This window comes from Amycolatopsis sp. NPDC049253 (assembly GCF_040678995.1).
Taxonomy (GTDB): Bacteria; Actinomycetota; Actinomycetes; order Mycobacteriales; family Pseudonocardiaceae; genus Amycolatopsis.
Genome location: NZ_JBFAQX010000036.1, coordinates 40,230 through 63,191, shown reverse-complemented (window position 1 = coordinate 63,191; position 22,962 = coordinate 40,230). Strand labels below are relative to the sequence as shown.

Below are 22,962 nucleotides of genomic sequence, written 5' to 3'. Positions count from 1 at the left end.
CCCGGACCGGCTCCTATGGTCCGTCAGACGTCTGACGTCTGAGGAGGCAGCGGATGGTGGCGAACCGTGTCGACGGCCCGGCCGGACGAACCGAGCGTGACGGACCGGTGGACTCCCAGGACGACCGCGACCGGCGGGCCGACCGGCGCCACCGCTGGGTGGTCCGCGGCGGGCAGTGGGGCGTCGGCGTGCTGATCATCGTGCTGTGGCAGCTGGCCGGGGAGGTCTTCGGAGCGTTCACGGTCAGCAGCCCGTGGCTGATCGTGCAGCGCATCGTCGAGCTGGTCAGCGGCGGCACGCTGTGGCCGGACCTGGGGACCACGCTGGCGGAGACCTTCGCCGGGCTGGCGATCGGCATGGTGATCGGCGTGGCGCTGGGCGTGCTGATCGCGCCGTCGAAAACCGTCGGACGCTGGTTCTACCCGTACATCATGGCGCTCTACAGCCTGCCGCGCGTGGCGCTCGCGCCGCTGTTCATCGTGTGGTTCGGCATCGGCCTGGAGTCGAAGATCTTCATGGTCGTGACCATGGTCGTGTTCGTCGCCTTCTACAACACCTACCAGGGCATGCGCGGCATCGAGCCCGATCTGATCGAGATGACGCGCAGCTTCCGCGCGCCGTGGACGGCCCGGCTGCGGTGGGCCATCCTCCCCTCGATCGCGCCCTGGATCCTGACCAGCCTGCGGCTGTCGATCGCGCTGGCGCTGATCGGCGCGGTGATCGCCGAGCTCGTCGGCGCGAGCCAGGGGCTGGGCTACTACATGGGTTACGCCGCCAACGTGCTCGACACCACCGGAGTCTTCGCGGGCCTGGTGATCATCACGGTGATCGCCATGCTCGCCGAACAGCTCGTCGCGCTCGTCGAGCGACGGGTCCTGCGTCACCGCGCCACCCGCTGAGGACCGCTGCGACCACCACACAGATGAGGACACCACCGATGACCATCCTCTCCCGCATCACGGCCACCGTGGCCGCGCTCGCCCTGGCCGCGACCGCCACCGCGTGCGGCAGCTCGTCGGCCGGCAGCGGCGGCGACACCAAGACGATCCGGGTCGAGCTGTTCTGCAGCGGCCTGGCCCCCATCGCCGCCGAGCTCGCGCAGAACAGCGGGATCGCGGCGCAGAAGGGCATCACGATCAAGCCCATGTGCGTCACCAGCGGCTCCACGGCCACCAACGCCCTCATCGGCGGCAGCGCCGACGTGTTCATGGGCGACATCGGGCACGTCGTGCTGGCGCAGAAGAAGGGCGTGAAGATGCGCGCCTACGCCGTGGCCAACGACCGCTTCTCCTACCTGATGGTCGCCCGCAACGACATCGCCTCGGTCAAGGACCTCGCCGGCAAGAAGGTGGCCGTGACCGCGCCGGGCACGCTGTCGGACACCGAGATGCAGAAGGCGGCGCTGGACGCCGGACTGAACCCGAAGAAGGACCTGACCGTCGTCAGCGGCGGTGCCGGCGCGACGATGCAGGCCGAGCTCAACGGCGGCCAGGTCGTCGCCGGCATGACGAGCCAGCCCGACACGCTGCAGCTGCTGCGGACCGGGAAGTTCAAGGTCCTGTGGCAGGAGCCGGACTACCACTACGTCGACATCGTCGCGATGGCCGACCAGGACTGGGTTTCCGGGCACCAGGACCTCATGAAGTCCTTCCTCGCCGCGATGGACGAGGCGTCGACGCAGGCCAAGGCGAACCCGGACCAGGCCACGACGTGGATGAAGAAGCAGGGCTACAAGATCAGCGACGCCGACCTCAAGACGATCGTCACCGAGGCCATCAAGAGCGTGCCCGACGGCCTCAAGGCCGAGGACGCGGTCGTGAAGTCCTCGACGGACCTGCTGGTGCGCACCGGGTTCCTGACCGATCCGGTTCCGTCCACTCAGGACATCTTCGACTACAGCCTGCTGCCCGCGAAGTAGCCGGGAGGACCACGATGACCGAAACGTTGACGTCCTCGGCCGAGTCCACCGCGGTCACGCCGAAACTCAGCCTGCGCGGGGTCGGGCTCGGCTACCGCACGCCGAAGGGCCGGTTCGTCGCGCTCGACGACGTGACCCTCGACCTCGCGCCCGGAGAGTTCGTGGCGCTCGTCGGGCCCAGCGGTTGCGGGAAGTCCACGCTGCTCAAGCTGATCGCGGGCCTGCTGCCCACCACCACGGGCGAGATCCGGCTCGACGGCGCACCGGTGCCCGAAGGCGTTCCGGAAGGCGTGGGCCTGGTTTTCCAGTCCGACGCGTTGTTCCCGTGGCGCACGGTCGCGGACAACATCCGCTTTCCGTTGGCGATCAAGGGAGTCTCGGCCGAAGAGCAACGCGCCGAGGTGCGCAGGCTGGTCGAGCTGGTCGGGCTCACGTCGTTCGAGCAGAGCTATCCCAACCAGCTCTCCGGCGGCATGCGCAAGCGCGTCGGCATCGCCCGCGCGCTGGCGTACGACCCGGACGTCTACCTGATGGACGAACCCTTCGGGCCGTTGGACGCGCAGATGCGCATCCGCCTCGGCGGCGAGTTCCTGTCCATCTGGGAAAACCTCGGCAAGAGCGTGGTCTTCGTGACCCACGACGTCGAGGAGGCCGTGGCGATGGCCGACCGCGTACTCGTGATGAGCCGCGGTCCCGGCACGATCAAGGAGGAGTTCCGCATCTCCCTGGACCGGCCGCGGCACTTCCAGGAAGTCCGGTTCGAACCCGAGTTCCAGCGCCTGCAGCGGGCGATCTGGCGAAGCCTGGCCGAGGAGTTCGACGCGTGATCATCGACTGCCACAACCACGTGCTGGCCACCGCCCTGCCCCCGGGCCACGACCGGTTCGTCCGCGAGATGCGGGCGCCCGGGCACCGGCGGGCGGGCCGGCTGCCCGCCTACCGGCCGGCCACCGACGAGGACTGGGCCGGCCTGGAAGGCGACCTGGACCCGATCGACCCGGTCACCCTCGTCGACGACCACGTGAGTGCGGGCGTGGACCGCGCGACCGTGCTGGCCGTCGCGCCGTCCACCTACACCGCCTACGGCGAACGCGGGACCATCGACCTCGGCCGCGTGACCGATGTGGACGGTCCGCTGGAAGTGGCCAAGAGCAACGACTACATCGCCTCGCTCACCCGGCAGCACCCCGAGCTGATCGGCATGAGCGCGGTGAACCCGAAGTTCCGCGGCGTCGAGTGGGCCCGCGACGAGCTGACGCGCGCCGTCGGCGAGCTGGGCCTGCAGGGGCTGAAGCTCTACCCCATGTACGACCACTACGCCCCCGCCGACCGCGACCTCGCCTTCCCGATCTACGAACGCGCGGTCGAGCTCGGCATCGGCGTGATGGTCCACATGGGAACGTCCTCGGCCAAGGACACCGTGCTCGACTACGGCCGGCCCGGCGCGCTCGACGAGGTCGCCCGCCACTTCCCCGATCTGCCGCTGCTGGTGTGCCACGCCGGGTTCCCGTGGGTCGACGAGTGCCTCGCCATGGTGGCCCGCCACGACAACACCTACCTCGACATCAGCATGTTCGCCACGAAGTCGACGCAGCGCCAGCTGTACGACTTCCTCCTGCGCGCACAGCAGCTGGGCTGCCCGCTGTCGCGGATCTGCTGGGGCACCGACTACCCCGGCGGCGGCAAACCGGCCGTCCTGCTGCCGAAGCTCACGCTCGTCAACGACGTCGCCGACCCCGGCGCGCCGATCTCGCGCCTGGACGTGGCGAACATGGTGGGCGGGAACTGGGCGCGCTTCGCCGGGCTGACCGACTGGAGCGAGCAGGAGACGCTGGAGCAGCTGGAGGAGTGGGAGCCGCGCTGGCGCGACTCGTGACAGCTCGTGACACCCGTCTGCCTGGCCCAGGGTGGGTTCAGGACGCGGCGGGAGGTCATTACGCTCGGAGGGTGCCGATCGACTGTGCGTGTCGGCAGCGTTGCCGTACAACGGGCCGTGAGGCCGCCCCGGGGAGGACAACCGATGGTCATGCGTGAGCCGGAGCTGACACCCGTCTCCATCCAGACGGTCGCCGCGGACTCCTACCGGCAGGCCAAGGAGCGGATGCGCGAGGCCATCACGCGCTACGCCGCCGAGGGCCGCTTCCGCCTGCCGTCGGAGGAGGAGCTCAGCACGGCGCTCGGGGTCAGCCGCGCGACGGTGCGCTCGGTGCTGCAGTCGCTGCAGAAGGAAGGCCGCATCCGTCGCCTGCACGGCAGCGGCACGTTCATCAACCGCCACACGATCGGCATCGCCGCCAACCTCGCCGAGGCCAGCCCCTTCGTCGACCTGCTCACCCAGGCCGGCTACCGGCCCGCGGTCCGCACGCTCGACCAGCACCTCATCGCCCTCGACGACGAGCTCGCCGCCTCCCTCGAACTCCCCGCCGGCGAGCGCGCGCTGCGCATCGAGCGCGTCTTCGACGCCGACGGCAAACCCGCGGTCCACAGCGTCGACCACGTCCCCGCCACCTTGCTCGGTGAACACCCCGAAGACAGCGACCCGCGCCGCTCCACCTTCGAGTTCGTCGAAACCGACACCGGCACCCCCGTCTGCTACTCCGTCGCGGAAATCCGCCCCGTCCTCCCGCCCACCGCGATCGCCACGGCCCTCGGCCTCCCCCGCACGCGCCCCGTGCTGCGCCTGCGCCACACCCACATCCGCGCCGACGAGCTCCCGGTGGCGGTCACGGTGGTGCACGTGAACGACGACTACCTGCGGTTCTCGGTGATCAGGACGTATCTCGACCAGTAGCGCCCGGTCGTCCGACCGACCGGCAAGCCGGGCCGGCGCATCACACCGCCTGCCGGAAGCCGCTGCGGTGGAACACCAGTGGTGCCGCGTCCTCGGCATGTGCCGCCGAGTGCAACCGCAGCAGCACGAGCGTGTGGTCGCCGGCCGCCACGGCGCATTCGATGGTGGTGTCGAACCAGGCGACGCCGTCGTCGAGGGTGATGGCGCCGTGGGCGGTGGTGGTGAGGGAGAGGCCGGTGACGCCCAGGTGGGGCGCGCGGCGCAGGGCGGGCCACGTGGAACGCAGCGGCCGCCGGTCGCGCTTCACCGCCGATGGCGACCTGCTGCTCGGCCACGCCCGCCAGATCCTCGCCCTGCACGACGAGGCACTGCGCGCGTTCGACGTCGCCGACGACGAGACCGTGGTGATCGGGTCGACGGAACACGCCGCCGCCCAGCCGCTGCCCCGGCTGACGGCCGTGCTCGGCACCGCGCTGCCCGGCCACCGCGTGCGCTACCGCCTCGACCGCGGCACCGCCCTGCGCGACGCCCTGGGCGCCGGGCGCATCGACCTCGCCCTGCTGCTGGGCGCCACCGACGACCCCCGCGCCGAACCCGTCGGCGAGCTGGACCTGACCTGGTACTGCGCACCCGGCTGGACCCGCCCCGACGGTCCCGTGCCGCTCGTCGCCTTCGACAACCCGTGTGCGTTGCGCACCCGCGCGCTGGAAACCCTGTCGGCGTACGGGATCCCGGCCGAGATCGGCGCGGAAGCCAACCAGCTCGCCGGCGTGCACGCGGCCGCCGCGGCCGGCCAGGGCGTCGCCCTTTCGCGGCCCTCGGCACCACCCCCGAGGGCCTCGTCGAATGCGACGACCTTCCCCCGCCCGAGCCACTCCCCCTCGCCTGCTGGCGCCGCCACGGCCTCGACGCCGCCGTGTCGGGCCACGCCGTCGGCTCCCTGCGCCGGCTGCCCGCCGGCTCCGGCGACGGCAAGTTCGTCCGCACTCCCAGCGGTGCCCTGGTGCCCGCCGAGATCGGCCCCTTCCACCGGGCTTTGAAACACGTCGCCCCCAGCGGCCTGCTCGGCCAGACCACACAAACCCCCGGCATGAAACGCCTCGAAGCCATCAGCGGCACAACGGTGGGCGCCCAGTCGCTCTGGATGGGCCAGACCCACGTCCCCGCGTCCACCGCGTCGGCCGACCACCACCGCGGCGCGTCCGAAACCGCCATCTACATCGTGTCGGGAAACCCGACCTTCGTGTTCCTCGACGTCGACGGCGCCGAGCCGGTGGAACGGCCGATCGAGACCGGGCCGGGCGACTACGTCTTCGTGCCGCCGTTCGTGCCGCACCGGGAGGAGAACCCGGACCCCGAGCACGAAGCCGTCGTGGTGATCGCCCGCACGACACAGGAGGCGATCGTGGTGAACCTGGATGCGCTCGACTGGTCACAGGTCCGCATCGGCGAACCGCACTGACCGCACGAGATCTGGGCCCGGGGCGCGCGGGGCGGTCCCCGGCGATCGTCCCGAGGTGGCCCCGCAACCGGTTTGACCACCTCGGTTTCGAGGCATGGTCCCGACACGATCGACCGAGGACGCCCGATGGCCGGGAACACCCACTGGCACGTCATCCCGCGCACCGCCGCGCTCTGCCGGCTCACCATGGTCGCGGGAGTCCTGCTGCTCGGCTCCAGCGTCCTCACGCTCGCCACGGACGACGCGCGGTTCCCCGTGCTGGAGATCATCGTGGCGGTCGCAGGGGCGGCCCTGATCGTCTTCGCCGTGGCAGGCTTGGTGAAGCCACGGCTCAGGGGCCGCTGACCCCACCCGAAGAAGCACCGGACAGCACCAAGAAGCCGGCGAGACGCCGCGTCCCGCCGGCTGCCGGCCCGGTCATGCAGCCAGCTCCCCGCGTGCACCGAGGAGCGCCAGGCAGTTGGCCCACATAGCGTCCAGCCGCTGGATGTCGTTGTAGAGCTTGACGAACATGATGTGCCCCTCCAGCTGCGCGACGATCGACCGCGCGGCCTCCCGGGTGTCCGCGACGTGCGCGTTGCCGCGGTCTCGTGCCTCGGCGACGACTTCGTGGACCAGGTTCACCTGCGCGTCGAAGATCTCCTGCAGCCGCAGGCGGATCGCTTCGGTCTGGTTGCTCAGCTCCAACGTGAGGTTGCCGAAGAGGCAACCCGAGATCGCGCCGCAGCTGCGCCGGCCCGCGCGCAGGGTGTTCTCGGTCGCTTCGAAGAGGCGGTGCAAACGGTCGAGAGGAGCTTCCGCGCTCTCCAGGATCTCCGACCAGACCGCGAACTGCCCGGCCCACTGCTGCTCGACGACGGCGAGCGCGAGCGCCTCTTTCGACTCGAAGAAGTAGTAGAAGCTGCCTTTCGCCACGCCCGCGGCCTTGCAAACGTCGGCAACGCCCATTCCCGCGTAGCCGCGCGATTCGAGCAGCGAATGGGCGGAAGCCAGGATCTTCTCCCTGGCATCACTGGTACGTCCCATGAGAAAAGCCTACGCCGCGAGGACTTCCGGAGCCAGGAAGCCCACACGCCGCCCACGAATTCGCGTGGGAGCCCGCACCTAGGTGGTGCTTGGTTTTTCCTCCTGGCGAAGAATCCGCCGTCGAGGTATTCCTGAGAGGTAGCCAACCGGTCTACTACTTGAGCGAATCTACCGAGGTCAAGATGGACTACCAAGCGGTCATCACCCGGGTTCTCGACGACTGGAAGCACGGAGTCGACTCGCACCGGCCCGACCGGGTCGCGACCCACTTCACCGAGGACGCCCTGTTCCAGGGTGCGCATCCCGGCTACTCCCTCGGCCGGAAAGGTGTCGAAGAGTATTACGCGGAACAGCCCGTCGGATTGACGGTTCGTTATGCGATCAGGGAAATCCGGCCCCTCGCCCAGGGCGTGGTTTCCGCTTACGTCGACCCGGTGTTCACCCGCCCGGACGGCACCGAACTCCGGTTTCACCTGACCGTGATCCTGCTCCGGCAGGCCGGCGGCGACTGGTTGATCAGCCACTACCACGTGTCCCAGATCGTGACGTGACGGTCGCTCGAGGGATCTGTCCCTTGTGGATTCGGGGTGAACGCACCGGGGCCGCGGACGATGATGTCCGCGGCCCCGGTGGCGAACTCCGTCAGTGGCCGGCGCTCTGGCCGCCGTTGACGTTGAGGATCTCGCCGGTGACGAACGTGGCGTTTTCCAGGTACAGCACGCCTTCGACGATGTCGCTGACCTCGCCCATGCGGCCCAGCGGGTGCAGACCGGCGCGCTCGGCGTAGGTCTCCGGCGGGTTCAACGCGGTCTTGTGGATCCCCGGGGCGACCGCGTTGACCCGGATCCCGCGCCCGGCGTACTCCACGGCCAGTGACTTCGTCGCCGCCTGCAGGCCGCCCTTGGTCAGCATCGACACCGACGCCGGCACCACCGCCACCGGGTGGTCCACGAAGCTGGTCGTGATCTGCACGATGTGCCCGCCGCCCTGCTCGAGCATGTGCGGCAGCACCTTGCTGGTGATGTGGAACCAGCCGGCCAGGTTCACCGACACCAGCCACTGGAAGTCCTCGGCCGTGAAGTCGGTGAACGGCTTCGCCGCGAACACCCCCGCGTTGTTGATCAGGGTGTCGATCCGGCCGAACCGCTCGATCGCCGCGGTCACCACCCGCTCCGACGTCGCCGGGTCGGTGATGTCACCCGCCACCGACACCACGCCGGCGTCACCGGACTCCTCGACCGAGCGCGCCGTGGCGACCACCGCGTAACCCAGCTTGCGGTACCCCTCCACGATCCCCGCGCCGAAACCCTGCGACGCGCCGGTGACCACGGCCACCTTCTGCCCGCTGTTGCTGCTCATCGTTTCCGTCCTCAAGTAGTAGACCGGTTGTCTACAACCAGGACTACGCCGCCCGCGGGCTTGCTGCTAGAAGACAAATCCACCGACCACCAAGGCGGAAACTCCCACCGCAGAAAGAGCGCGGCAGCCGGCCGGCGACCCGGCTCCGGTCCGGGTGGCCGGCCCGTGTGGACGGTCGCTACTCCTTGCCCTTCACCGCGGAGGCCGCTGCCGTCACCTGCTCGGCACTTTCGCCGTCGACCTTTTCCTTCGTGACCTTCGCGGCGTGCAGCAGGGCCTTGTCGACCTCGACGACCCAGCGTTCCTCGAACAGCGCGACGATGCCCGAGCTGTTCGGCGGCAGCGTGTCCTCCACCTCGGCCTTGATCGCCTTCTTCTCCGCGTGCGACAGCAGCCCGCCGATCCCGCCGCCGAAGCCGGCGCCCACGAGCGCGCCGGCGAGCAGGGACGGCGGGAAGATCAGGCCGACGACCGCGCCACCGACGGCGCCCCAGGTGGCGCCCTTGCGGGTGGTGTGGAAGTCGTCGTCGACGTGGATCTTGCCGTCGGCGCGGCGGCTTACGAGGATGAGACCCTTGACCTTGATCACGTCCTCGTGGGCGAGCTGCTTGAGCGCGGCCCAGTCACCGCGGGCCTCGTCGGGGTCCGGGTAGGCGGCGATGTACAGGTCGATGGGCACGTCCTTGTGCGAGGCCATGGCCGGTCTCCTCCCGAGCTTGTCGGGCCCGAGCATGCCGTCCCCACCCGGCCCGGTACCTCACCCGCGCCGGGTGGGGTCAGGAGGGCGCCGGTGAAACCGGTTTCGCCGCGCGTTCTTCGGCGGCGTAGGCCTCGGCTTCGGCGTTCGCGGTGTAGTCGGCGGTCTCGCGCTGCAGCCGCCGGCGCACCGCGGGCTGCTGCGCCAGCGCGATCGCGAAGACGGTCAGCAGCACCCACATCACGACGCAGCTCAGCACGATCACGACCGCCGGCACCACGACCGCGTCCAGCCGCTCCGTCAGCGCCCGCGCGGCGAGCACGCGCCACACCAGCATGAAGTTGACGACGTAGCCGACGGCGGACGCCACGCCGAGCGCGATCAGGAACTGCTTGAGCGTGCCCGTTTTGCGGCGCTTCAACAAGGGTTCGTCACGGTTGGGCAGCGCGATCGAGAGCACGTTGCCCACGCCGAGCCACAGCAGGATGAAACACACCACCAGCGTGCACGCCCGCGCGAACGCCCCGAACTCCCCGGCGCGCCAGGCCAGCACCGCGCTGAGCGCGAAGCCGATCGGCGCGACGATGCACACCAGCGCCAGGTTCTTGATCACCAGCAGGTGCCACAGGCGTGCCCCGGTGTCCAGCGCCGCCCGCACACGCATGGCGTCGAAGCTCATCGCGTTGACGCAGACGGCGCCGCCCATCACGTACGAGATCGTCCACAACCCCAGGTACGGCAGCCATTTCTGGTCGTCGTCCCACCGGAACAGCCGCAGGTACCCCAGGTACAGCAGGCCCAGGCCGAACGCAACCCCCAGCGCCTTCACGGATTTGCGCGGCTTGCGCGTGAGCACGTACCGGATCTCCCCGGCGAGCCCGTGCGCGAGCGCCGGGCCGTGGCGGCTCACGGGGTTGGTGCCGTGGAGCGGCACGTGCCCGTCGACGGCCACCGCGTCCGGCTCGTCCTCCCCCGCGCGGATGCGCGCGAGCCGCGCCTCCAGCACGGCCCGCGCGGCGTCGGTCAACGCCATCCGCGCGATCGCGACGGCGGCCACCCCGTCGCGCTCGGCCTGCGCCGCGTCCTCGTGCGTCACCGTGTGGTGTGCCATGGCCGCCGCGCGGTCTTCCTGCGGATCGGCGTCGACGTGGTTCTGCCGCAGCCGGGCCCATTCCGGCGACAGCCGGGCGGGGTCGACGTCGCGGCGCATCTCCTGCCGCTGGCTCTCCGAGGCCGCGCGCGCCTTGTCGATCATGCGGCGCACGTCGTCCTCGTCCTTCCACTTCGCCGCCATCGCGTTCTTCTCGGCCGCCGCCGCGCGCTGGACCAGCTCCACGAGATCGTCGACCGCTGCCATACCCCAATCGTAGAAGCGGCGAACAGGGCCGTACAGAGCCGCTTTTCCAGCCGTACACTGGAGCGGTTGCGGAGGTGGGACGATGAGCGTTCAGGAGCAGCAGGCACTCGATTCCCTGTACGAAATCGACAACGTGCTCACGATCGACATCACCATGCCCCAGGCCGACTGGGACGCGGTGCGCACCGAGGAACCGGCCGGCGGGCGGTGCAACTTCGACTGGACCGGCGGTAGCCGCTTCACCTGGCGGAAGGCGACTTCGGTCGAGATTTCCGGGACACGGTTCCCCGCGCGGACGTCATTCGCCGAGGTGGGGATCAAGAAGAAGTCGTTCTGCGGTTCGTTCAGCAACGACAAACCGTGCCTGCACATCGACTTCGGGAAGTTCCGCGACGCGAACAAACCGGCGATCGCGAACCTCATCGGGTCGCGGTACCTGACGCTCAACAACTCCGTGCAGGATTCCGCTTTCGTGCGGCAGCCACTCGACTACAAGCTGTTCGAACTCGCCGGGCTGCCGCATTCCCGCTGCAATTTCGCGCGCGTCCGCGTGAACGGCACCCTCGTCGGCCAGGGCACCGGTGCCCTGGCTCCCGGTGTCTTCGTGAACGCCGAACCGATCATGCCGCGCTACATCGAGCGCAATTTCGGGAATCTGAAGGGGAATCTGTACGAGCTGGAACACAAAGACGACTTCACCGACGCGCGGTTCGACTTCATCGGCGTGGAGGATCTCTCGGAGTTCGACGACAAAGCCGATCTGCGCCTGGCCGTCGACCACATCGCCGCGCACGGGCTCAGCGGGGCCGCCGAGGTGTTCGACCTCGACCAGTTCGTCAAGCTCTACGCGATGGAGTTCTTCCTCAAGCACTGGGACGGCTACACCGGCAACACGAACAACACCTACGTCTACAACGACGTCGAGGCCGTCGCCTCACCCGGCCTGGCCGACGTGAAGTTCAAGCTCATCCCGTGGGGCGTCGACCAGACCTTCCAGCCCGCTCGGCACTTCACGGTCCGCACCAGCGGCCTGCTGGCCGGGCTCGTCCACCACGACGCCGGCCGCCGCGCGCAGCTGATGGACCAGATCCGCACCTACCGTGACACGGTCTTCGGCCGCAAAACCCAGCAGGAAGTGCTGACACCGTTGCTCGAACGCATGGGCGCCGTGCTGACGGGCCTGGGCGTGCCCGATCTGCCGGCCCAGCTCATCACCGTCCGCAAGCAACTGCGCCTCGCCACCTCCGCCGGCTACCTCTGCGCGGGCCTGCCCGGCCCCGCCGGCGCCTACGTCCGCGAAGACGCGACGAACGAGTGTCTCCACGCGAGCACCGAACCCGTCCCGGCCGCACCCGGCGCGCCGCCGAAGTTCGAGGTCGTCCACCGCCCCCGCCCGGCCGACGTCGAGGACGCCGACCTGTGGTCCTTCGGCCTCCTCGGCGCCGGCACCTCGCTCACCGGCAAGGCCACCGGCCGCTTCCTCCACGCGAGCGCCACGACCACACCCCTGGGCCACCAGTTGCTCTACACGTGCGCCGCCGACAACTCCCACCACGCCGACGAGTTCACCCTCACCCCGATCGACCCGGTCGCCAACCCCACCAGCTTCAGCGGCTTCTTCACACTCACCAGCGTCCGCACCGGCCAGGGCGTGACCTTCGGCGCCGATCCGACCCAGGGCGGGAGCCCGAGGGTGTACCAGGATCCCGCGCCGTCGAGGTTGTACTTCACCTGAGTGGGGTCTCCCCCGGGCACCGGAGTGCCAGCGAAGAAGCCCAGGCTCCTCGGCCTGGGCTTCGTGCTGTCCGGCGGGACTCGAACCAGGAGCCCTCCTGCTGTTCATGCCGGGTTCACGGCCACGGACGGACGGGGTCACCACCGGCCGGGAGAGTGGGCGGGCTCCGTACCGGCAAGAAAGGACCCACCCATGAGACTGCGCAGATCGTTGGTGGCGCTGACGCTGACCGCCGCCGCCACGACGGCGCTGCCGAACTCGGCGTTCGCCGACTCGGCCCTCGACGTGACCGGCAGCCAGCAGGTCGCGCCCGGCGTTCGCCTCGAGACGTTCACGACCGCTTCGGCGAGTGCCGCGACCATCCAGGGTGAGCTGCTGACCGTCGACCTGCGCAACCCGCGCGTCTCCGTGGACCTGCTGCACCCGCCGACGGTGGCGCAGGCCCAGCCGGTGTCGCAGATGGCGAACGCGCAGGGCGCGGTGGCCGGCGTCAACGGCGACTTCTTCAACAACACCGAGGCCCAGCACCCCGGCGTCGCCTTCACCGACTCCTCCGACGGCCCCGAGATCGCGGATCGGCGTGTCCTCAAGGCCGCCGTGCCGAACGGGCAGCGGTTCGGGCCCGGGATGCCGCCCGGGGTCACGACGGAGGCCGTGCTCGGCGTCGGCGTCGACCGGGTCGCGCGGCTGGGCACGGCGCACCTGGAGGGCAGTGTCCGCATCAAGTCGGCCACGTACTCGCTCGGCGGCCTGAACCAGTACGCGATCCCCGTCGGCGGCATCGGCGCCTACACCAGCGCGTGGGGCGCGACCTCCCGCGCCCGCTCGGTATGCGGCACCGACACCAGCCGGGGCGCCGCGTGCAGCACGGACACCACCGAGGTGACCCTCGATCACGACCGGGTCGTCGCGATCGGCGGCACCGTCGGCGCCGGCGCGATCACGCGGGACGAGACCGTGCTGGTCGGGCGCGAAGCCGGCGCGGACGCGCTGCGGACGCTCGTGGTCGGCCAGCACGTGACCGTCCACTACACCCTCTCGACCGGGCACGGCATCCCGTTCCGCTTCGCGATCGGCGGCTTCCCGATCCTCCGCGACGGCGCCGTGGTCCCCGGCCAGGACGCCAAGACCGCCGCGGTCCGCACCGGCGCGGGCTTCAGCGCCGACGGCCACACCCTGTACCTCGTCGCGGTGCAGGCGAAACCCGGCACCAGCGGCGGCATGACCACCCCCGAGGTCGCCCAGCTCCTGCAGCAAGCCGGCGCCGCCAACGCCGTGAACCTCGACGGCGGCGGCTCGACCTCACTCCTGGCCCGCGACCCCGGCGCCCCCACCGTCACGGTTCGCAACCACCCGACCGACGCCGCGGGCGAGCGTTCGGTCGCCAACGGGATCGGGATCTTCGTCCGCTAGGGATCCCGGCCTTCACTCGCCGGGGAACAGCCGACCCCGGTCTGGCCGATCCCCCACTCCCTCGTCGCCGTGGAAGCCGGCTCCTGCGCCTTCCACGGCGACGCCCGGCCCCGGCTTCGTCGACCTCCTGAGGTTCTCGAGCTGCGCTCTTCGCCCGGAGCGAGGAGATTGTGACGGCAGACACAGCTGCCGATGTCGGAACCTCGGCACCGGCTCCGTCCCAGGGGCACGAGCGGCCACGAGGGCCGCGCGACACGGGAGGCAACCATGACGATCCGCCGATTCGACCACGCCGGCTTCGTGGTCGAGGATCTCGCGGCCGCGGTCGCGTTCTTCGTCGAGCTGGGGATGGAACGGGAAGGCGAGACGAAGGTCGAGGGTGAATGGGTGAACCAGCTCGTGGGGCTGGACGAGGTCCGCGCGGACCTCGCCTTCCTGCGGACCCCCGACGGCCACGGCCGGATCGAGCTGTCGACGTTCCGCTCGCCGGTCTCGACCGCGCCCGCGCCGTGCGCGCCGGTGAACGTTCCCGGTATCCCTCGCCTGACCTTCGTCATCGACTCCGTCGACGACACCCTCGAACGCCTGCGCGCGCACGGCGCCGAACTCGTGGGCGAGGTCGCGCGGTACGAGGACTACTGCCGGTACTGCTACGTCCGCGGTCCCGCGGGTGTGATCATCGGGCTGGTCGAGGAGCTCGGCTGACGCCCGGCGATTCTGCGAGTGCGGCGTTGCGGGAGGCGCTGCGCGGCCCGAGACCGTGGAAGCAGACGTGCCCGACGGTCAGGTGCCGCAGCTTCGCCGCGCTGAGGCGGGAGCTCGGCAGCACAGGCGCGGCGCGTTCCCGGACTTCGACCTTCGCGGGGCAGAAGACGCTGTTGAGGTCCTCGCGGAACACCTCGAACCGGGTCGCCCGGCACAGCTGGCGCAGGCTCCACCGCCCCGGGGCCGCACTCTCGGCCCGCGGAGCCGGCCCGGCTCCCGCCGTCGTCTGATCCATCGGCGCGCTCCCTTGCGCTGGCCGTCGACCGCCGACCGCCGACCGGCACCTCTTCTCGATACTCGCCGGTCGTCGACCCGAGCACGTGCCCGCGATCCTAGGCGACTCACCCGGCGCCGCTGTCCTCGTCACGCAGCGTTCGGCCGGAAAGTGAAGCGCGGCGCTCGGATCACGAGCCACCGACAACAAACTTTGTCTTGACAGCTTGGGTAGTCGGTGTGAGGGTTGTCCCGTAGCGGACGAGGCAACCGGCGCGAGAACAACGACCCGGAGGTACTAACGATGCGGAAGTTGATTCTGGGGTTCTACGTCTCACTCGACGGCAAGAGCGCCGACGCCGACAACGGAATCCGCGACGTCATGATGGGAATCGACGACGCCGAACAGGAGGAGTACTTCGTCAGCCGGCTGTGGGAGGCCGGGGCGTTCCTCATGGGCCGCACCACCTACGAGATCATGGCCGGATACTGGCCCACCGCCGACCACCCGTCGGCCAAGGCCATGAACGAGATCCCGAAGGTCGTGTTCTCCCGCACCCTCGAGACCGCCGGCGACTGGCCCGAGACCCGCATCGCCGGCGGTGACACGGCGGAGGAGATCGCCAGGCTCAAGGCCGAGCCCGGCAAGGACCTCGTCGCCGCCGGCGGCACGGAGTTCCTGCACTCGCTGATCAAGCTCGGCGTGGTCGACGAATACCGCCTGTGGGTGCTCCCCGCCGTCACGGGCAAGGGCGCGGCACTGTTCCCGGAGCTGGACGAGGCCGTGAAACTGCGCCTGATGAAAAGCAGGGCGTTCCCGTCCGGCGTCCTCGAACTGTGTTACGCACCGGCCGGCAAGTAACCGCGGGCGACCCTAGACTTCCTTGCCCTTCTCCCGCGAGGCCTGCACGCGCGCGATCCGCTGAGAGGTCCGGCGGAGGTGCTTGGCCATGATCTCGCGCGCCTTCTCCACGTCCCGGGCGGCGATGGCCTCCACGAACTCACGGTGCTCACTGGTGCCGCGGTGACCCATCAGCGGCGCGGCCACCTGAGCCTCGCGCAGGGACATCAGCAGCGGACCGTGGAACGAGTGCACCAGCATCTCGATGGCCGCGTTGTGGGTGCACTGCGCCACGCGGACGTGGAACGCGGCCGACATCTCCATGCTGTACTCGCCGCGTTTCAGAGCGGCTTGGTGCTCGCGGGTCATCTCGCGCAGTTCGTCGACGTCCTTTTCGGTCGCCCGCTCGATCACCGTCTCGATGATGCCGAGCTCCACGACCTGCCGGGCCTCGATGACCTCCGGCGCCGTCATCGGCGAGAGGTTCACGAGGTCGGCCAGGTTGGCACTGAGCTTCGTCGACGAAGGCGTGGTGACGAACGCGCCGCCGCGCGCGCCGACCCGGATCGCGACCAGACCGGCGGCCTCCAGCACGCGCAGCGCCTCGCGGACGGTGACCCGGCTGACGCCCATCTGCTCACAGAGGGCGCGCTCGCTCGGCAGCCGATCGCCCGGGCGCAGTTTGTCGGCGCGGATGAGCGAGCGGATCTGCTCGACGATGACCTCCGACATCCGGCTCGACGACACGACGTCGAACAGCCCACTGTCCGCCCGCGGAGCCGCCGCGGATCCACCCCGCCCTGCTGGTTCCATGCGCCGATTCTCGCACAGGAACACGGAAACGCCCGCCGTCGCGGCGCCCGCCCGAGGGTTGACCCGCAGCTGGCGGGCGGCTTATGGTCATATCGTCGTTAGGACTAACCAATAGACCAGTTATACGGAACAGTCCAGGGAGGCGCCGTGAGGGAGTCCGTCGCGCTCGCCTGCCGGGTGCTCGCCGCGACCGGCCTCGTCGAGCACGTACTCGGCCACATCAGCGTCCGCACGGCGCCGGACGAACTGCTGGTGCGCTGCCGTGGCCCGCGGGAATCCGGCCTCCGCCACACGACGGCGGACGACATCCGGCCGGTGCCGCTGCACGGCACGCCCGAGACGGGCGACTGGAGCGTGCCCAACGAGCTGCCGATCCACACCGAAGTGCTGCGGCGCCACCCCGAAGCGACGGCCGTGGTCCACGCCCACCCGCCCGCGGTGGTCACCATGGCGCTCGCCGGACTGCCGTGGCTGCCCCTGTTCGGCGCCTACGACATCCCGGCCGCGCGGCTCGCCGCCGACGGCATTCCCGTGTGGCCGCGATCGGTGCTGGTGAACGACCACCACCTCGCCGGGCAGATGGCCGACGCGCTCGGCGACCGGCCGGTGCTGGTCCTCAGTGGACACGGGCTCGTCAGCGTCGCCGGCGGTGACCCGGAAACGGCGGTCGCCCAGGCCGTGCTGCAGGCCATCGCCGTCGACACGCTCGCCCGGCACACCCTCGCCGTCGCCCACGCCGGAGGGAAGCCGGTCGCGATCCCCGACGAGGACCTCGCGCTCCTGCCCGATCTGGGTGGCGCGTTCAACGTCACGACCCTGTGGCGGCACGTGGTTCGGCGCACCGAAAACCCCTGAAGTCCCCGCGAGTACGACAAAGGAGAGCAGCAGTGCGTGACGAGTACCTGAAGGGTGTCCTGGCCAGCGAGAAGAAGAACCTCGATTCCTCGGAGATCGCGGCCCGCGACGAGTTCAACCGGCAGCACCCGCCGAACAAGGGGCTGGTCGTGGAGGACGACCTGCGGAAGATGGAGCTGCCGGCACGGCCGTGGCGCAACAACCGCGGCCACTACTTCGACCTCGCCGACTACGAGGTGCTGAGCGCGCACATCTCGGAACTCAAGCCGGGTAACAACTCCGTCCGCCACCGCCACACGACCGAGGCCTACCTCTACGTGGTCAAGGGACACGGGTTCTCGCTCATCAACTACGACGACGAGCCGATCGAGGTCGTCGAATGGCAGGAAGGCACGTTGTTCGCGCCGCCGCGGTGGGCGTGGCACCAGCACTTCAACCTCGACGGCAACGACACCGCGCGTTATCTCGCGATCCAGGACACGGGACTGCTGCGCACCATGCGTCTGCACAACATCGAGCGCCACGGCGTGCAGCTCTCCCCCGAGGAGGGCAAGCAGCTGCTCGACGCGGCCGTCGAGGCCGGCACCACGCACGGCGCGCGCAAGTAGCCGGCCCTCGGCCGTGCTCCCGCACCCCAGGCGGGAGCACGGCCGAGCCACGAACCCATCCGACCCGTGAGGAGTGCCCGTGCCCGAAGGAACACCCGTGTCCGAATGGCTCGACCCGACCGTCGCGACGTCGTGGCTGGAACAGGACAGCCTCGTCGGATTCCTCGTGCTGCCCCGGCGAATCGCCGCCACGCTGGTGGCGGGCGACCGGCCGCGGACGAAACTGGTGGCCGACATCGGCAGCGGCCCCGGCGACTTCCTGGAGGTCCTGCTCGATCTCTTCCCCGGCGCGCACGGCATCTGGACCGACGTCTCCACCGTGATGGAAGACGCGGCCCGCACGCGGCTCGCCCGCTTCGGGGACCGCGTTTCCTACCGGCTCACCGACATGACGAACCTCGCGCAGCTGCCCGGCGACCTCGACGTGGTGATGACGTCGAGGGCCAGCCACCACCTCGACCCGGCGCGGCTGGCACGCTTCTACACCGAGGCGGCCGAGCACCTGGCGCCCGGCGGCTGGCTGCTGAACCTCGACCACGTCGGGCCCGGCCCGGTGTGGGACGCGCGGCTGCGCGCGGCCCGCAAGCAGCTCATCCCGCCTTCCGACAAAGCCGGTGCCCACAAGCACAACGACGCGCTGCCGTCGGTGAACGACCACCTCGAGGGGCTGGCGAAGGCCGGGTTCGGCGACGTCGAAATGCCTTGGCGCGGCCTGTACACCTGCCTGCTGGCGGCTCGCCGTGACGGTTGAACAATCCCGCCCGCTCGCCCGCCTCCGCGTCGCGCTGAGCGGCCGCGAGTGGGCGTCGCTGGGCGGCATGGCCACCGTGGTCCTCTTACTGAACCTCGTCGGCTGGGGAGTGCTCGGCCTCGTGGTGGCCCCCGAGCACCACGCGCTGGCCGGTGGCGGCTTCTTCGGCGTCGGGCTGGGCGTCACGGCGTTCACGCTGGGGCTGCGCCACGCGTTCGACGCCGACCACATCGCCGCCATCGACAACACCACCCGCAAGCTGATGGCCGACGGGGGACGGCCGCTCTCGGTCGGGTTCTGGTTCTCACTCGGTCATTCGACCGTCGTGTTCGGACTGTGCCTGCTGCTCTCGATCGGTGTGCGCGCGCTCGCCGGCTCGGTCACGGACGACTCGTCGGCGCTGCACCGGGTGACCGGCCTGATCGGCACGTCCGTTTCGGGGGTGTTCCTCTACATCATCGGGATCGTCAACCTGGTAGTGCTGTTCGGCATCCTGCGGGTGTTCCGCGAGATGCGCCACGGCCGGTTCAGCGAAGCCGAGCTCGAGGAGCACCTCGCGCGGCGCGGAGTGCTCAACCGGCTGCTGTCCGGCCTGACGAAGGCGGTCCGCAAGCCCTGGCACATCTATCCGGTGGGTGTCCTCTTCGGACTCGGGTTCGACACCGCCACCGAGGTCGGCCTGCTCGTGCTGGCGGCAGGCGCGGCCACTTTCGCCCTGCCCTGGTACGCGATCCTCGTGCTGCCCGTGCTGTTCGCGGCGGGGATGACGCTGTTCGACACCGCCGACGGCTGTTTCATGAACTTCGCCTACGGGTGGGCGTTCGCGAGGCCGGTGCGCAAGGTCTTCTACAACCTCACCGTGACCGCGCTTTCGGTGACCGTCGCGCTCGTCATCGGGACGATCGAACTGCTGTCGATCCTCGCCGACCGGCTCGGGATCGTCTCCGGCCCGCTGGCCGCGATCGCCGGCCTCGACCTGAACAACGTCGGCTTCGCCATCGCCGGGCTCTTCGTCGCGACCTGGCTCGTCGCCGTCCTGGTCTGGCGGGTCGGGCGGATCGAGGAGAAGTGGTCGGCCCACCTCTCCGTCGACCCCGACCGTTAGGCGGGCGGCCCGCCGAACAGCTCCGCCACGCCCGCGACGGTGATGCCCTCCATCACCTCGCGGGCGGTGTGCGCCACCGGCAGGTCCTGGCCCACGCCGCCGGCCATGCGGAACGCGTTGGCCAGATCCTTGCGGTACCAGGTGAAACGCATCGATTCCAGCTGGGCGAGCGTGGCGCTCGCGGCCGCTCCGTCGAGCAGGGCCCGGCGCAGCTTCGCCGGCTCGACGCCGAGGTCGCGCCCGAGCCGCATCGCCTCGACGATCGCCGTGATCTGGCCCCAGTGGCACAGGTTGTTCACCGTCTTGCCGACCTGGCCCGAGCCGAGCGGACCGAGGTGGTGCACCGCTTTCGTCCACGGCGCGAACGCGGGGCGCACCCGGTCCAGCACGGCTTCCTCACCGCCGGCCAGCAGGACGATCTCACCGTCCTCGGCGCCGCGGACGCCACCGGTGAGCGCCGCGTCCAGCACGGCCACGCCGGCGCCCTCGGCCGCCGCCTCGACCCGGCGGCAGGTCTCGGGGGTCACCGAACTGCAGATCAGCAACGTGGAACCGCGCTCGGCCGCGCCCAGCACGGCCGCCGACACCTCGAGCACGTCCTCATCGGACGGAACGATCACGAGCACCACGTCGCACCCGCCGAGCTCCGCCGTGGACCCGGCCGCCCGCGCACCCGCGCCGACCAGTTCGTCCACTGTGGAGCGATCGCGGTCGAACACGACCGTGTCCAGGCCGGCGCCGACGAGGTGCCGGGCGATCGGCCCGCCCATCGCACCCAGCCCGGCGACCCCGACACTTCCGATTCCGTGATCCGACATCAGCACCTTCCTCCTCGCCGGCAGGGCCGCGCCCCGCGGCGGTCGAAACGAAAGGGGCCTGCCTCGTGGTGAATTCACGAGACAGGCCCCTTCGGACGGATGTCTCAGCCGACGCTGGCGGCTTCGGCCAGTTCGCCGGTGTACTCCGGAGCGTTTTCGAAGTAGTGCACCTTGTCGTAGCCGAGGTGCTTGAACATGCGGTTCTGCGCGGACAGCAACCTCAGCGGAGTGCCGTCGGCGGCGTAGTGCACGGCGATCGTGTTCTGCGGGACGTAGAGCGTGTCGCCCTTCGTGATCTCGTGCCGGGTCGGCGTCTTCGCGACTCGCGCGTAGTACTTCTCGGCGATCTCCTCCTGGACCTCCCAGTGCAGCGAATAGCCGGAGCCGTCGAGCACGTAGAGGACCTCGTCGGCCATCTTCCAGTGCTTGCCCGAGCGGCTGCCGGCCGGGATGTCGAGCTCGAAGACGTCGACGGAGAACTGGCGCAGGTCCGTCCGCTCGGGACTGTTGAGCACGCGGACGCGGCCCATCGGGGTCGTTTCCCAGACCGTGTCCTCCTGGCGCACCACCTTCTTGCGCTCCAGCACGCCGTCGGTCCAGATCCTCGACCAGTCCTCGCGCTCACCGAACTCGTCCGGCCGTTCGATCGGGCCACCGCGGCCCTGCTGCAGCAGGCCCAGGAACATCCACGTGCACTTGGCCTTCATCACCAGCGCGACGGCTTTTTCGTCATACGGGTTGTAGTGCCGGTGCACCGAATCGGTGTGCACGAAGACCAGTTCGCCCGCTTTCCAGTCGTAACGCTGGTCGTCGTGGATCTCGTAGCCGGCACCTTCGAGGATGTAGAAGGACGCCTCGTTCTGGTGTCCGTGTCCCCGATTGGAGCTGTGCGGCGGCAGTTCGACGAAATGCACCTGCAGCGTCTGGGTCAGGAACTCCTCGTCCCCCGGCCCGATCCGCCACCACGTGCGGGACTTCTCCGAGTCGCCGGAGTGGCCGACCTTCGCGTCGTCGACCACCACCGAGTCGTCGCGGACCCGTTCGGCGGCCAGCTGGGCCTGACGGAACTGACCGAGCCCGTAGGTCTCAGAAGTCAAGCCACGTACGAACACGCGTCCCTTCTTGCCCATGCGTTCCTCGCTTTCCCGCGCCTTGGCGCTTTTCGACGGAGGCAGAACATGTTCCTCCCGGGCGCCCCGCCCGGGTACGCTCCGAATTATAGGCCTAACTGTCCTACCAATCCAGAGCCCGACCTTCCGGGAGGCTTCCTTGAGCGACGTCCACCTCAGCATCGCGACCACCGACTACGACCACTTCCGCGACTTCCGCACCGGCGCCGTGCGCGCTCAAGGCATCGAGCACACCTGGTCGATGCTGAGCCACCACGAGATCTTCGCGCGGTTCACCGCCCACCGTGAGTGGGACGTGGCCGAGCTGTCCTTCGCCAAGTTCAGCACCCAGATCACCCGCGACGAGCCGGACATCGTGGGACTGCCGGTCGTCTGCTCACGGCTGTTCCGGTTCGGTTCGTTCTACGTCAACCGCAACAGCGGGATCCGTTCCGTGGATGACCTGCGCGGCAAGAAGGTCGGCTCACCCGAGTGGGCCCACTCCGCGGCGGTGTACATGCGGGGCTGGCTGCACAACGACATGGGCGTCAAGCTCGACGAGATCGAGTGGTACCAGGCCGGCGCGAACGCCCCCGGCCGCGTCGAGAAGGTGGAGCTGACCCTGCCGCCCGGCGTGCGGCTCACCCGCGTGGCCGACCGGTCGCTGTCGGACCTGCTCGCCGCGGGCGAGATCGACTGCGCGATCATCGCCCGGCCGCCGACGTGCTTCCTCGAAGGCCACCCCGACGTCGTGCGCCTTTTCCCGGACTACCAGGAGAAGGAACAGGACTACTACCGGGAAACCGGGATCTGGCCGATCATGCACCTGATCGCGATGCGCCGCCGCGTCCTCGAGGAGCACCCGTGGGCGGCCCGCAACCTCTACAACGCCTTCCTGGAGTCGAAACAGCGCAGCGTCGAACGGCTGCTCGACCCCGCCGTCTCGCGCTACCCGCTCCCCTGGCTCGCCACCTACGGCCGCCGGATGCGCGACCTCTTCGACGGCGACCCCTTCCCGTACGGCATCGAACCCAACCGCGCCACCTGGGAACAGCTGCTCACCTACGCAGCCCAGCAGGGCATCGCACACCGCCTCGCCACCGCCGACGAGATCTTCCCGCCCGGGATCATGACCGAGGTCGTGGTGTGAACCCGGTGCGGTAATCGGCCGTTCGGCCCTACGGTTTCCGCCGGACTTTGGCAGAATTGCTGCCACTTCCACGCAGGGACGCGCCCGCCCGCACTCGCCGCGCACGGGCCGCCCCGTCCTGCGCGCTCCGTCCGAAATGGATCCGCGGGGCCCGGGGGTTTCGATCGGGATCAGCA

At 69.9% G+C, this 22,962-nt stretch carries 27 protein-coding genes; 18 read left to right on the top strand and 9 right to left on the bottom strand.

Going from position 1 to position 22,962, the window contains the following annotated elements:
* Window positions 1–53 precede the first annotated feature (53 nt).
* The 5 genes from AB0K15_RS42380 to AB0K15_RS42360 all read left to right on the top strand — a co-directional run bounded on the left by AB0K15_RS42380 (window position 54) and on the right by AB0K15_RS42360 (window position 4,709).
* Window positions 54–899 (top strand): ABC transporter permease, encoded by an 846-nt coding sequence (locus AB0K15_RS42380; protein ID WP_364064948.1) that lies wholly within the window; start codon window positions 54–56, stop codon window positions 897–899.
* 38 nt (window positions 900–937) lie between these two features.
* Complete coding sequence (locus AB0K15_RS42375; RefSeq protein WP_364064945.1) at window positions 938–1,918, top strand: PhnD/SsuA/transferrin family substrate-binding protein; 981 nt, start codon at window positions 938–940, stop codon at window positions 1,916–1,918.
* Between the two features lie 14 nt (window positions 1,919–1,932).
* The gene (locus AB0K15_RS42370; RefSeq protein WP_364064941.1) at window positions 1,933–2,745 is read left to right on the top strand and encodes an ABC transporter ATP-binding protein; all 813 of its coding nucleotides are present in this window, start codon (window positions 1,933–1,935) and stop codon (window positions 2,743–2,745) included.
* Complete coding sequence (locus tag AB0K15_RS42365) at window positions 2,742–3,794, top strand: amidohydrolase family protein (RefSeq protein WP_364064938.1); 1,053 nt, start codon at window positions 2,742–2,744, stop codon at window positions 3,792–3,794. The genes AB0K15_RS42370 and AB0K15_RS42365 overlap by 4 nt, the downstream gene beginning before the upstream one ends.
* A gap of 144 nt (window positions 3,795–3,938) precedes the next feature.
* Window positions 3,939–4,709, top strand: a complete 771-nt coding sequence (locus AB0K15_RS42360) for a GntR family transcriptional regulator (protein WP_364064935.1) — start codon at window positions 3,939–3,941, stop codon at window positions 4,707–4,709.
* 40 nt (window positions 4,710–4,749) lie between these two features.
* On the opposite strand, the gene AB0K15_RS42355 is transcribed toward AB0K15_RS42360, so the two are convergent.
* Window positions 4,750–5,016 carry a flavin reductase family protein gene (locus AB0K15_RS42355; RefSeq protein WP_364064933.1) on the bottom strand — a complete coding sequence of 89 codons (267 nt, stop codon included), beginning with the start codon at window positions 5,014–5,016 and terminating at the stop codon, window positions 4,750–4,752.
* Here AB0K15_RS42355 and AB0K15_RS42350 point away from each other — a divergent pair.
* From AB0K15_RS42350 to AB0K15_RS42340, 3 genes are all read left to right on the top strand, one after another.
* Entirely contained in the window at window positions 4,985–5,749 is a 765-nt protein-coding gene (locus AB0K15_RS42350; protein WP_364064930.1) for a LysR substrate-binding domain-containing protein, read from the top strand. The two genes, AB0K15_RS42355 and AB0K15_RS42350, sit on opposite strands and share 32 nt — an antisense overlap.
* Before the next feature lie 50 nt (window positions 5,750–5,799).
* Window positions 5,800–6,171, top strand: coding sequence for a cupin domain-containing protein (locus AB0K15_RS42345; protein ID WP_364064927.1), 372 nt, complete (start codon window positions 5,800–5,802; stop codon window positions 6,169–6,171).
* 126 nt (window positions 6,172–6,297) lie between these two features.
* Window positions 6,298–6,516: a hypothetical protein gene (locus AB0K15_RS42340; protein WP_364064924.1), complete on the top strand. Its 219-nt coding sequence runs from the start codon at window positions 6,298–6,300 to the stop codon at window positions 6,514–6,516.
* A 72-nt stretch (window positions 6,517–6,588) separates the two neighbouring features.
* Here AB0K15_RS42340 and AB0K15_RS42335 read toward each other — a convergent pair whose 3' ends face one another.
* Entirely contained in the window at window positions 6,589–7,197 is a 609-nt protein-coding gene (locus AB0K15_RS42335) for a TetR/AcrR family transcriptional regulator (protein ID WP_364064921.1), read from the bottom strand.
* Between the two features lie 89 nt (window positions 7,198–7,286).
* On the opposite strand from AB0K15_RS42335, the gene AB0K15_RS42330 reads away from it, so the two are divergent.
* Window positions 7,287–7,748 (top strand): nuclear transport factor 2 family protein, encoded by a 462-nt coding sequence (locus AB0K15_RS42330; protein ID WP_364064918.1) that lies wholly within the window; start codon window positions 7,287–7,289, stop codon window positions 7,746–7,748.
* A 91-nt stretch (window positions 7,749–7,839) separates the two neighbouring features.
* Here AB0K15_RS42330 and AB0K15_RS42325 read toward each other — a convergent pair whose 3' ends face one another.
* From AB0K15_RS42325 to AB0K15_RS42315, 3 genes are all read right to left on the bottom strand, one after another.
* Window positions 7,840–8,556, bottom strand: a complete 717-nt coding sequence (locus AB0K15_RS42325) for an SDR family oxidoreductase (RefSeq protein ID WP_364064915.1) — start codon at window positions 8,554–8,556, stop codon at window positions 7,840–7,842.
* A 178-nt stretch (window positions 8,557–8,734) separates the two neighbouring features.
* Window positions 8,735–9,253, bottom strand: coding sequence for a DUF1269 domain-containing protein (locus AB0K15_RS42320; RefSeq protein ID WP_364064912.1), 519 nt, complete (start codon window positions 9,251–9,253; stop codon window positions 8,735–8,737).
* A 79-nt stretch (window positions 9,254–9,332) separates the two neighbouring features.
* The gene (locus AB0K15_RS42315) at window positions 9,333–10,610 is read right to left on the bottom strand and encodes a hypothetical protein (protein WP_364064909.1); all 1,278 of its coding nucleotides are present in this window, start codon (window positions 10,608–10,610) and stop codon (window positions 9,333–9,335) included.
* A gap of 82 nt (window positions 10,611–10,692) precedes the next feature.
* Between AB0K15_RS42315 and AB0K15_RS42310 the strand changes: the two genes are divergently transcribed.
* The 3 genes from AB0K15_RS42310 to AB0K15_RS42300 all read left to right on the top strand — a co-directional run bounded on the left by AB0K15_RS42310 (window position 10,693) and on the right by AB0K15_RS42300 (window position 14,463).
* Window positions 10,693–12,345, top strand: a complete 1,653-nt coding sequence (locus AB0K15_RS42310; protein WP_364064906.1) for a CotH kinase family protein — start codon at window positions 10,693–10,695, stop codon at window positions 12,343–12,345.
* Between the two features lie 192 nt (window positions 12,346–12,537).
* Complete coding sequence (locus tag AB0K15_RS42305; RefSeq protein ID WP_364064903.1) at window positions 12,538–13,758, top strand: phosphodiester glycosidase family protein; 1,221 nt, start codon at window positions 12,538–12,540, stop codon at window positions 13,756–13,758.
* A 267-nt stretch (window positions 13,759–14,025) separates the two neighbouring features.
* Complete coding sequence (locus AB0K15_RS42300) at window positions 14,026–14,463, top strand: VOC family protein (protein ID WP_364064900.1); 438 nt, start codon at window positions 14,026–14,028, stop codon at window positions 14,461–14,463.
* Here the strand turns inward: AB0K15_RS42300 and AB0K15_RS42295 are convergent.
* Window positions 14,435–14,758 (bottom strand): hypothetical protein, encoded by a 324-nt coding sequence (locus tag AB0K15_RS42295; RefSeq protein WP_364064897.1) that lies wholly within the window; start codon window positions 14,756–14,758, stop codon window positions 14,435–14,437. The two genes, AB0K15_RS42300 and AB0K15_RS42295, sit on opposite strands and share 29 nt — an antisense overlap.
* 282 nt (window positions 14,759–15,040) lie before the next feature.
* Between AB0K15_RS42295 and AB0K15_RS42290 the strand changes: the two genes are divergently transcribed.
* Window positions 15,041–15,598, top strand: coding sequence for a dihydrofolate reductase family protein (locus AB0K15_RS42290; protein WP_364064892.1), 558 nt, complete (start codon window positions 15,041–15,043; stop codon window positions 15,596–15,598).
* A 12-nt stretch (window positions 15,599–15,610) separates the two neighbouring features.
* Here AB0K15_RS42290 and AB0K15_RS42285 read toward each other — a convergent pair whose 3' ends face one another.
* Window positions 15,611–16,390 (bottom strand): FadR/GntR family transcriptional regulator, encoded by a 780-nt coding sequence (locus AB0K15_RS42285; protein WP_364064889.1) that lies wholly within the window; start codon window positions 16,388–16,390, stop codon window positions 15,611–15,613.
* 147 nt (window positions 16,391–16,537) lie between these two features.
* Between AB0K15_RS42285 and AB0K15_RS42280 the strand changes: the two genes are divergently transcribed.
* The 4 genes from AB0K15_RS42280 (at window position 16,538) to AB0K15_RS42265 (ending at window position 19,709) form a co-directional block, all read left to right on the top strand.
* Complete coding sequence (locus AB0K15_RS42280) at window positions 16,538–17,245, top strand: class II aldolase/adducin family protein (protein WP_364064886.1); 708 nt, start codon at window positions 16,538–16,540, stop codon at window positions 17,243–17,245.
* Between the two features lie 32 nt (window positions 17,246–17,277).
* Entirely contained in the window at window positions 17,278–17,853 is a 576-nt protein-coding gene (locus AB0K15_RS42275) for a cupin domain-containing protein (RefSeq protein ID WP_360605098.1), read from the top strand.
* A 79-nt stretch (window positions 17,854–17,932) separates the two neighbouring features.
* On the top strand, window positions 17,933–18,604 hold the full coding sequence (locus AB0K15_RS42270; protein WP_364064883.1) for a class I SAM-dependent methyltransferase: 672 nt from the start codon (window positions 17,933–17,935) through the stop codon (window positions 18,602–18,604).
* Between the two features lie 67 nt (window positions 18,605–18,671).
* Entirely contained in the window at window positions 18,672–19,709 is a 1,038-nt protein-coding gene (locus tag AB0K15_RS42265; protein WP_364064998.1) for a HoxN/HupN/NixA family nickel/cobalt transporter, read from the top strand.
* Here the strand turns inward: AB0K15_RS42265 and AB0K15_RS42260 are convergent.
* Window positions 19,706–20,527: an NAD(P)-dependent oxidoreductase gene (locus AB0K15_RS42260; RefSeq protein WP_364064879.1), complete on the bottom strand. Its 822-nt coding sequence runs from the start codon at window positions 20,525–20,527 to the stop codon at window positions 19,706–19,708. The two genes, AB0K15_RS42265 and AB0K15_RS42260, sit on opposite strands and share 4 nt — an antisense overlap.
* Before the next feature lie 104 nt (window positions 20,528–20,631).
* Complete coding sequence (locus AB0K15_RS42255; RefSeq protein WP_364064876.1) at window positions 20,632–21,624, bottom strand: cupin domain-containing protein; 993 nt, start codon at window positions 21,622–21,624, stop codon at window positions 20,632–20,634.
* Between the two features lie 172 nt (window positions 21,625–21,796).
* Between AB0K15_RS42255 and AB0K15_RS42250 the strand changes: the two genes are divergently transcribed.
* Window positions 21,797–22,786, top strand: coding sequence for an ABC transporter substrate-binding protein (locus tag AB0K15_RS42250; RefSeq protein ID WP_364064873.1), 990 nt, complete (start codon window positions 21,797–21,799; stop codon window positions 22,784–22,786).
* Window positions 22,787–22,962: the final 176 nt, after the last annotated feature.

Excerpts from the sequence above, each read along its gene's own strand:
- AB0K15_RS42315 (WP_364064909.1), bottom strand. The coding sequence starts at position 10,610 with ATGGCAGCGGTCGACGATCTCGTGGAGCTGGTCCAGCGCGCGGCGGCG.
- AB0K15_RS42265 (WP_364064998.1), top strand. The coding sequence starts at position 18,672 with ATGGCCACCGTGGTCCTCTTACTGAACCTCGTCGGCTGGGGAGTGCTC.
- AB0K15_RS42290 (WP_364064892.1), top strand. The coding sequence starts at position 15,041 with ATGCGGAAGTTGATTCTGGGGTTCTACGTCTCACTCGACGGCAAGAGC.
- AB0K15_RS42325 (WP_364064915.1), bottom strand. The coding sequence starts at position 8,556 with ATGAGCAGCAACAGCGGGCAGAAGGTGGCCGTGGTCACCGGCGCGTCG.
- AB0K15_RS42380 (WP_364064948.1), top strand. The coding sequence starts at position 54 with ATGGTGGCGAACCGTGTCGACGGCCCGGCCGGACGAACCGAGCGTGAC.
- AB0K15_RS42285 (WP_364064889.1), bottom strand. The coding sequence starts at position 16,390 with ATGGAACCAGCAGGGCGGGGTGGATCCGCGGCGGCTCCGCGGGCGGAC.
- AB0K15_RS42300 (WP_364064900.1), top strand. The coding sequence starts at position 14,026 with ATGACGATCCGCCGATTCGACCACGCCGGCTTCGTGGTCGAGGATCTC.
- AB0K15_RS42340 (WP_364064924.1), top strand. The coding sequence starts at position 6,298 with ATGGCCGGGAACACCCACTGGCACGTCATCCCGCGCACCGCCGCGCTC.
- AB0K15_RS42305 (WP_364064903.1), top strand. The coding sequence starts at position 12,538 with ATGAGACTGCGCAGATCGTTGGTGGCGCTGACGCTGACCGCCGCCGCC.
- AB0K15_RS42375 (WP_364064945.1), top strand. The coding sequence starts at position 938 with ATGACCATCCTCTCCCGCATCACGGCCACCGTGGCCGCGCTCGCCCTG.
- AB0K15_RS42370 (WP_364064941.1), top strand. The coding sequence starts at position 1,933 with ATGACCGAAACGTTGACGTCCTCGGCCGAGTCCACCGCGGTCACGCCG.
- AB0K15_RS42320 (WP_364064912.1), bottom strand. The coding sequence starts at position 9,253 with ATGGCCTCGCACAAGGACGTGCCCATCGACCTGTACATCGCCGCCTAC.
- AB0K15_RS42360 (WP_364064935.1), top strand. The coding sequence starts at position 3,939 with ATGGTCATGCGTGAGCCGGAGCTGACACCCGTCTCCATCCAGACGGTC.
- AB0K15_RS42335 (WP_364064921.1), bottom strand. The coding sequence starts at position 7,197 with ATGGGACGTACCAGTGATGCCAGGGAGAAGATCCTGGCTTCCGCCCAT.
- AB0K15_RS42345 (WP_364064927.1), top strand. The coding sequence starts at position 5,800 with ATGAAACGCCTCGAAGCCATCAGCGGCACAACGGTGGGCGCCCAGTCG.
- AB0K15_RS42295 (WP_364064897.1), bottom strand. The coding sequence starts at position 14,758 with ATGGATCAGACGACGGCGGGAGCCGGGCCGGCTCCGCGGGCCGAGAGT.
- AB0K15_RS42310 (WP_364064906.1), top strand. The coding sequence starts at position 10,693 with ATGAGCGTTCAGGAGCAGCAGGCACTCGATTCCCTGTACGAAATCGAC.
- AB0K15_RS42260 (WP_364064879.1), bottom strand. The coding sequence starts at position 20,527 with ATGTCGGATCACGGAATCGGAAGTGTCGGGGTCGCCGGGCTGGGTGCG.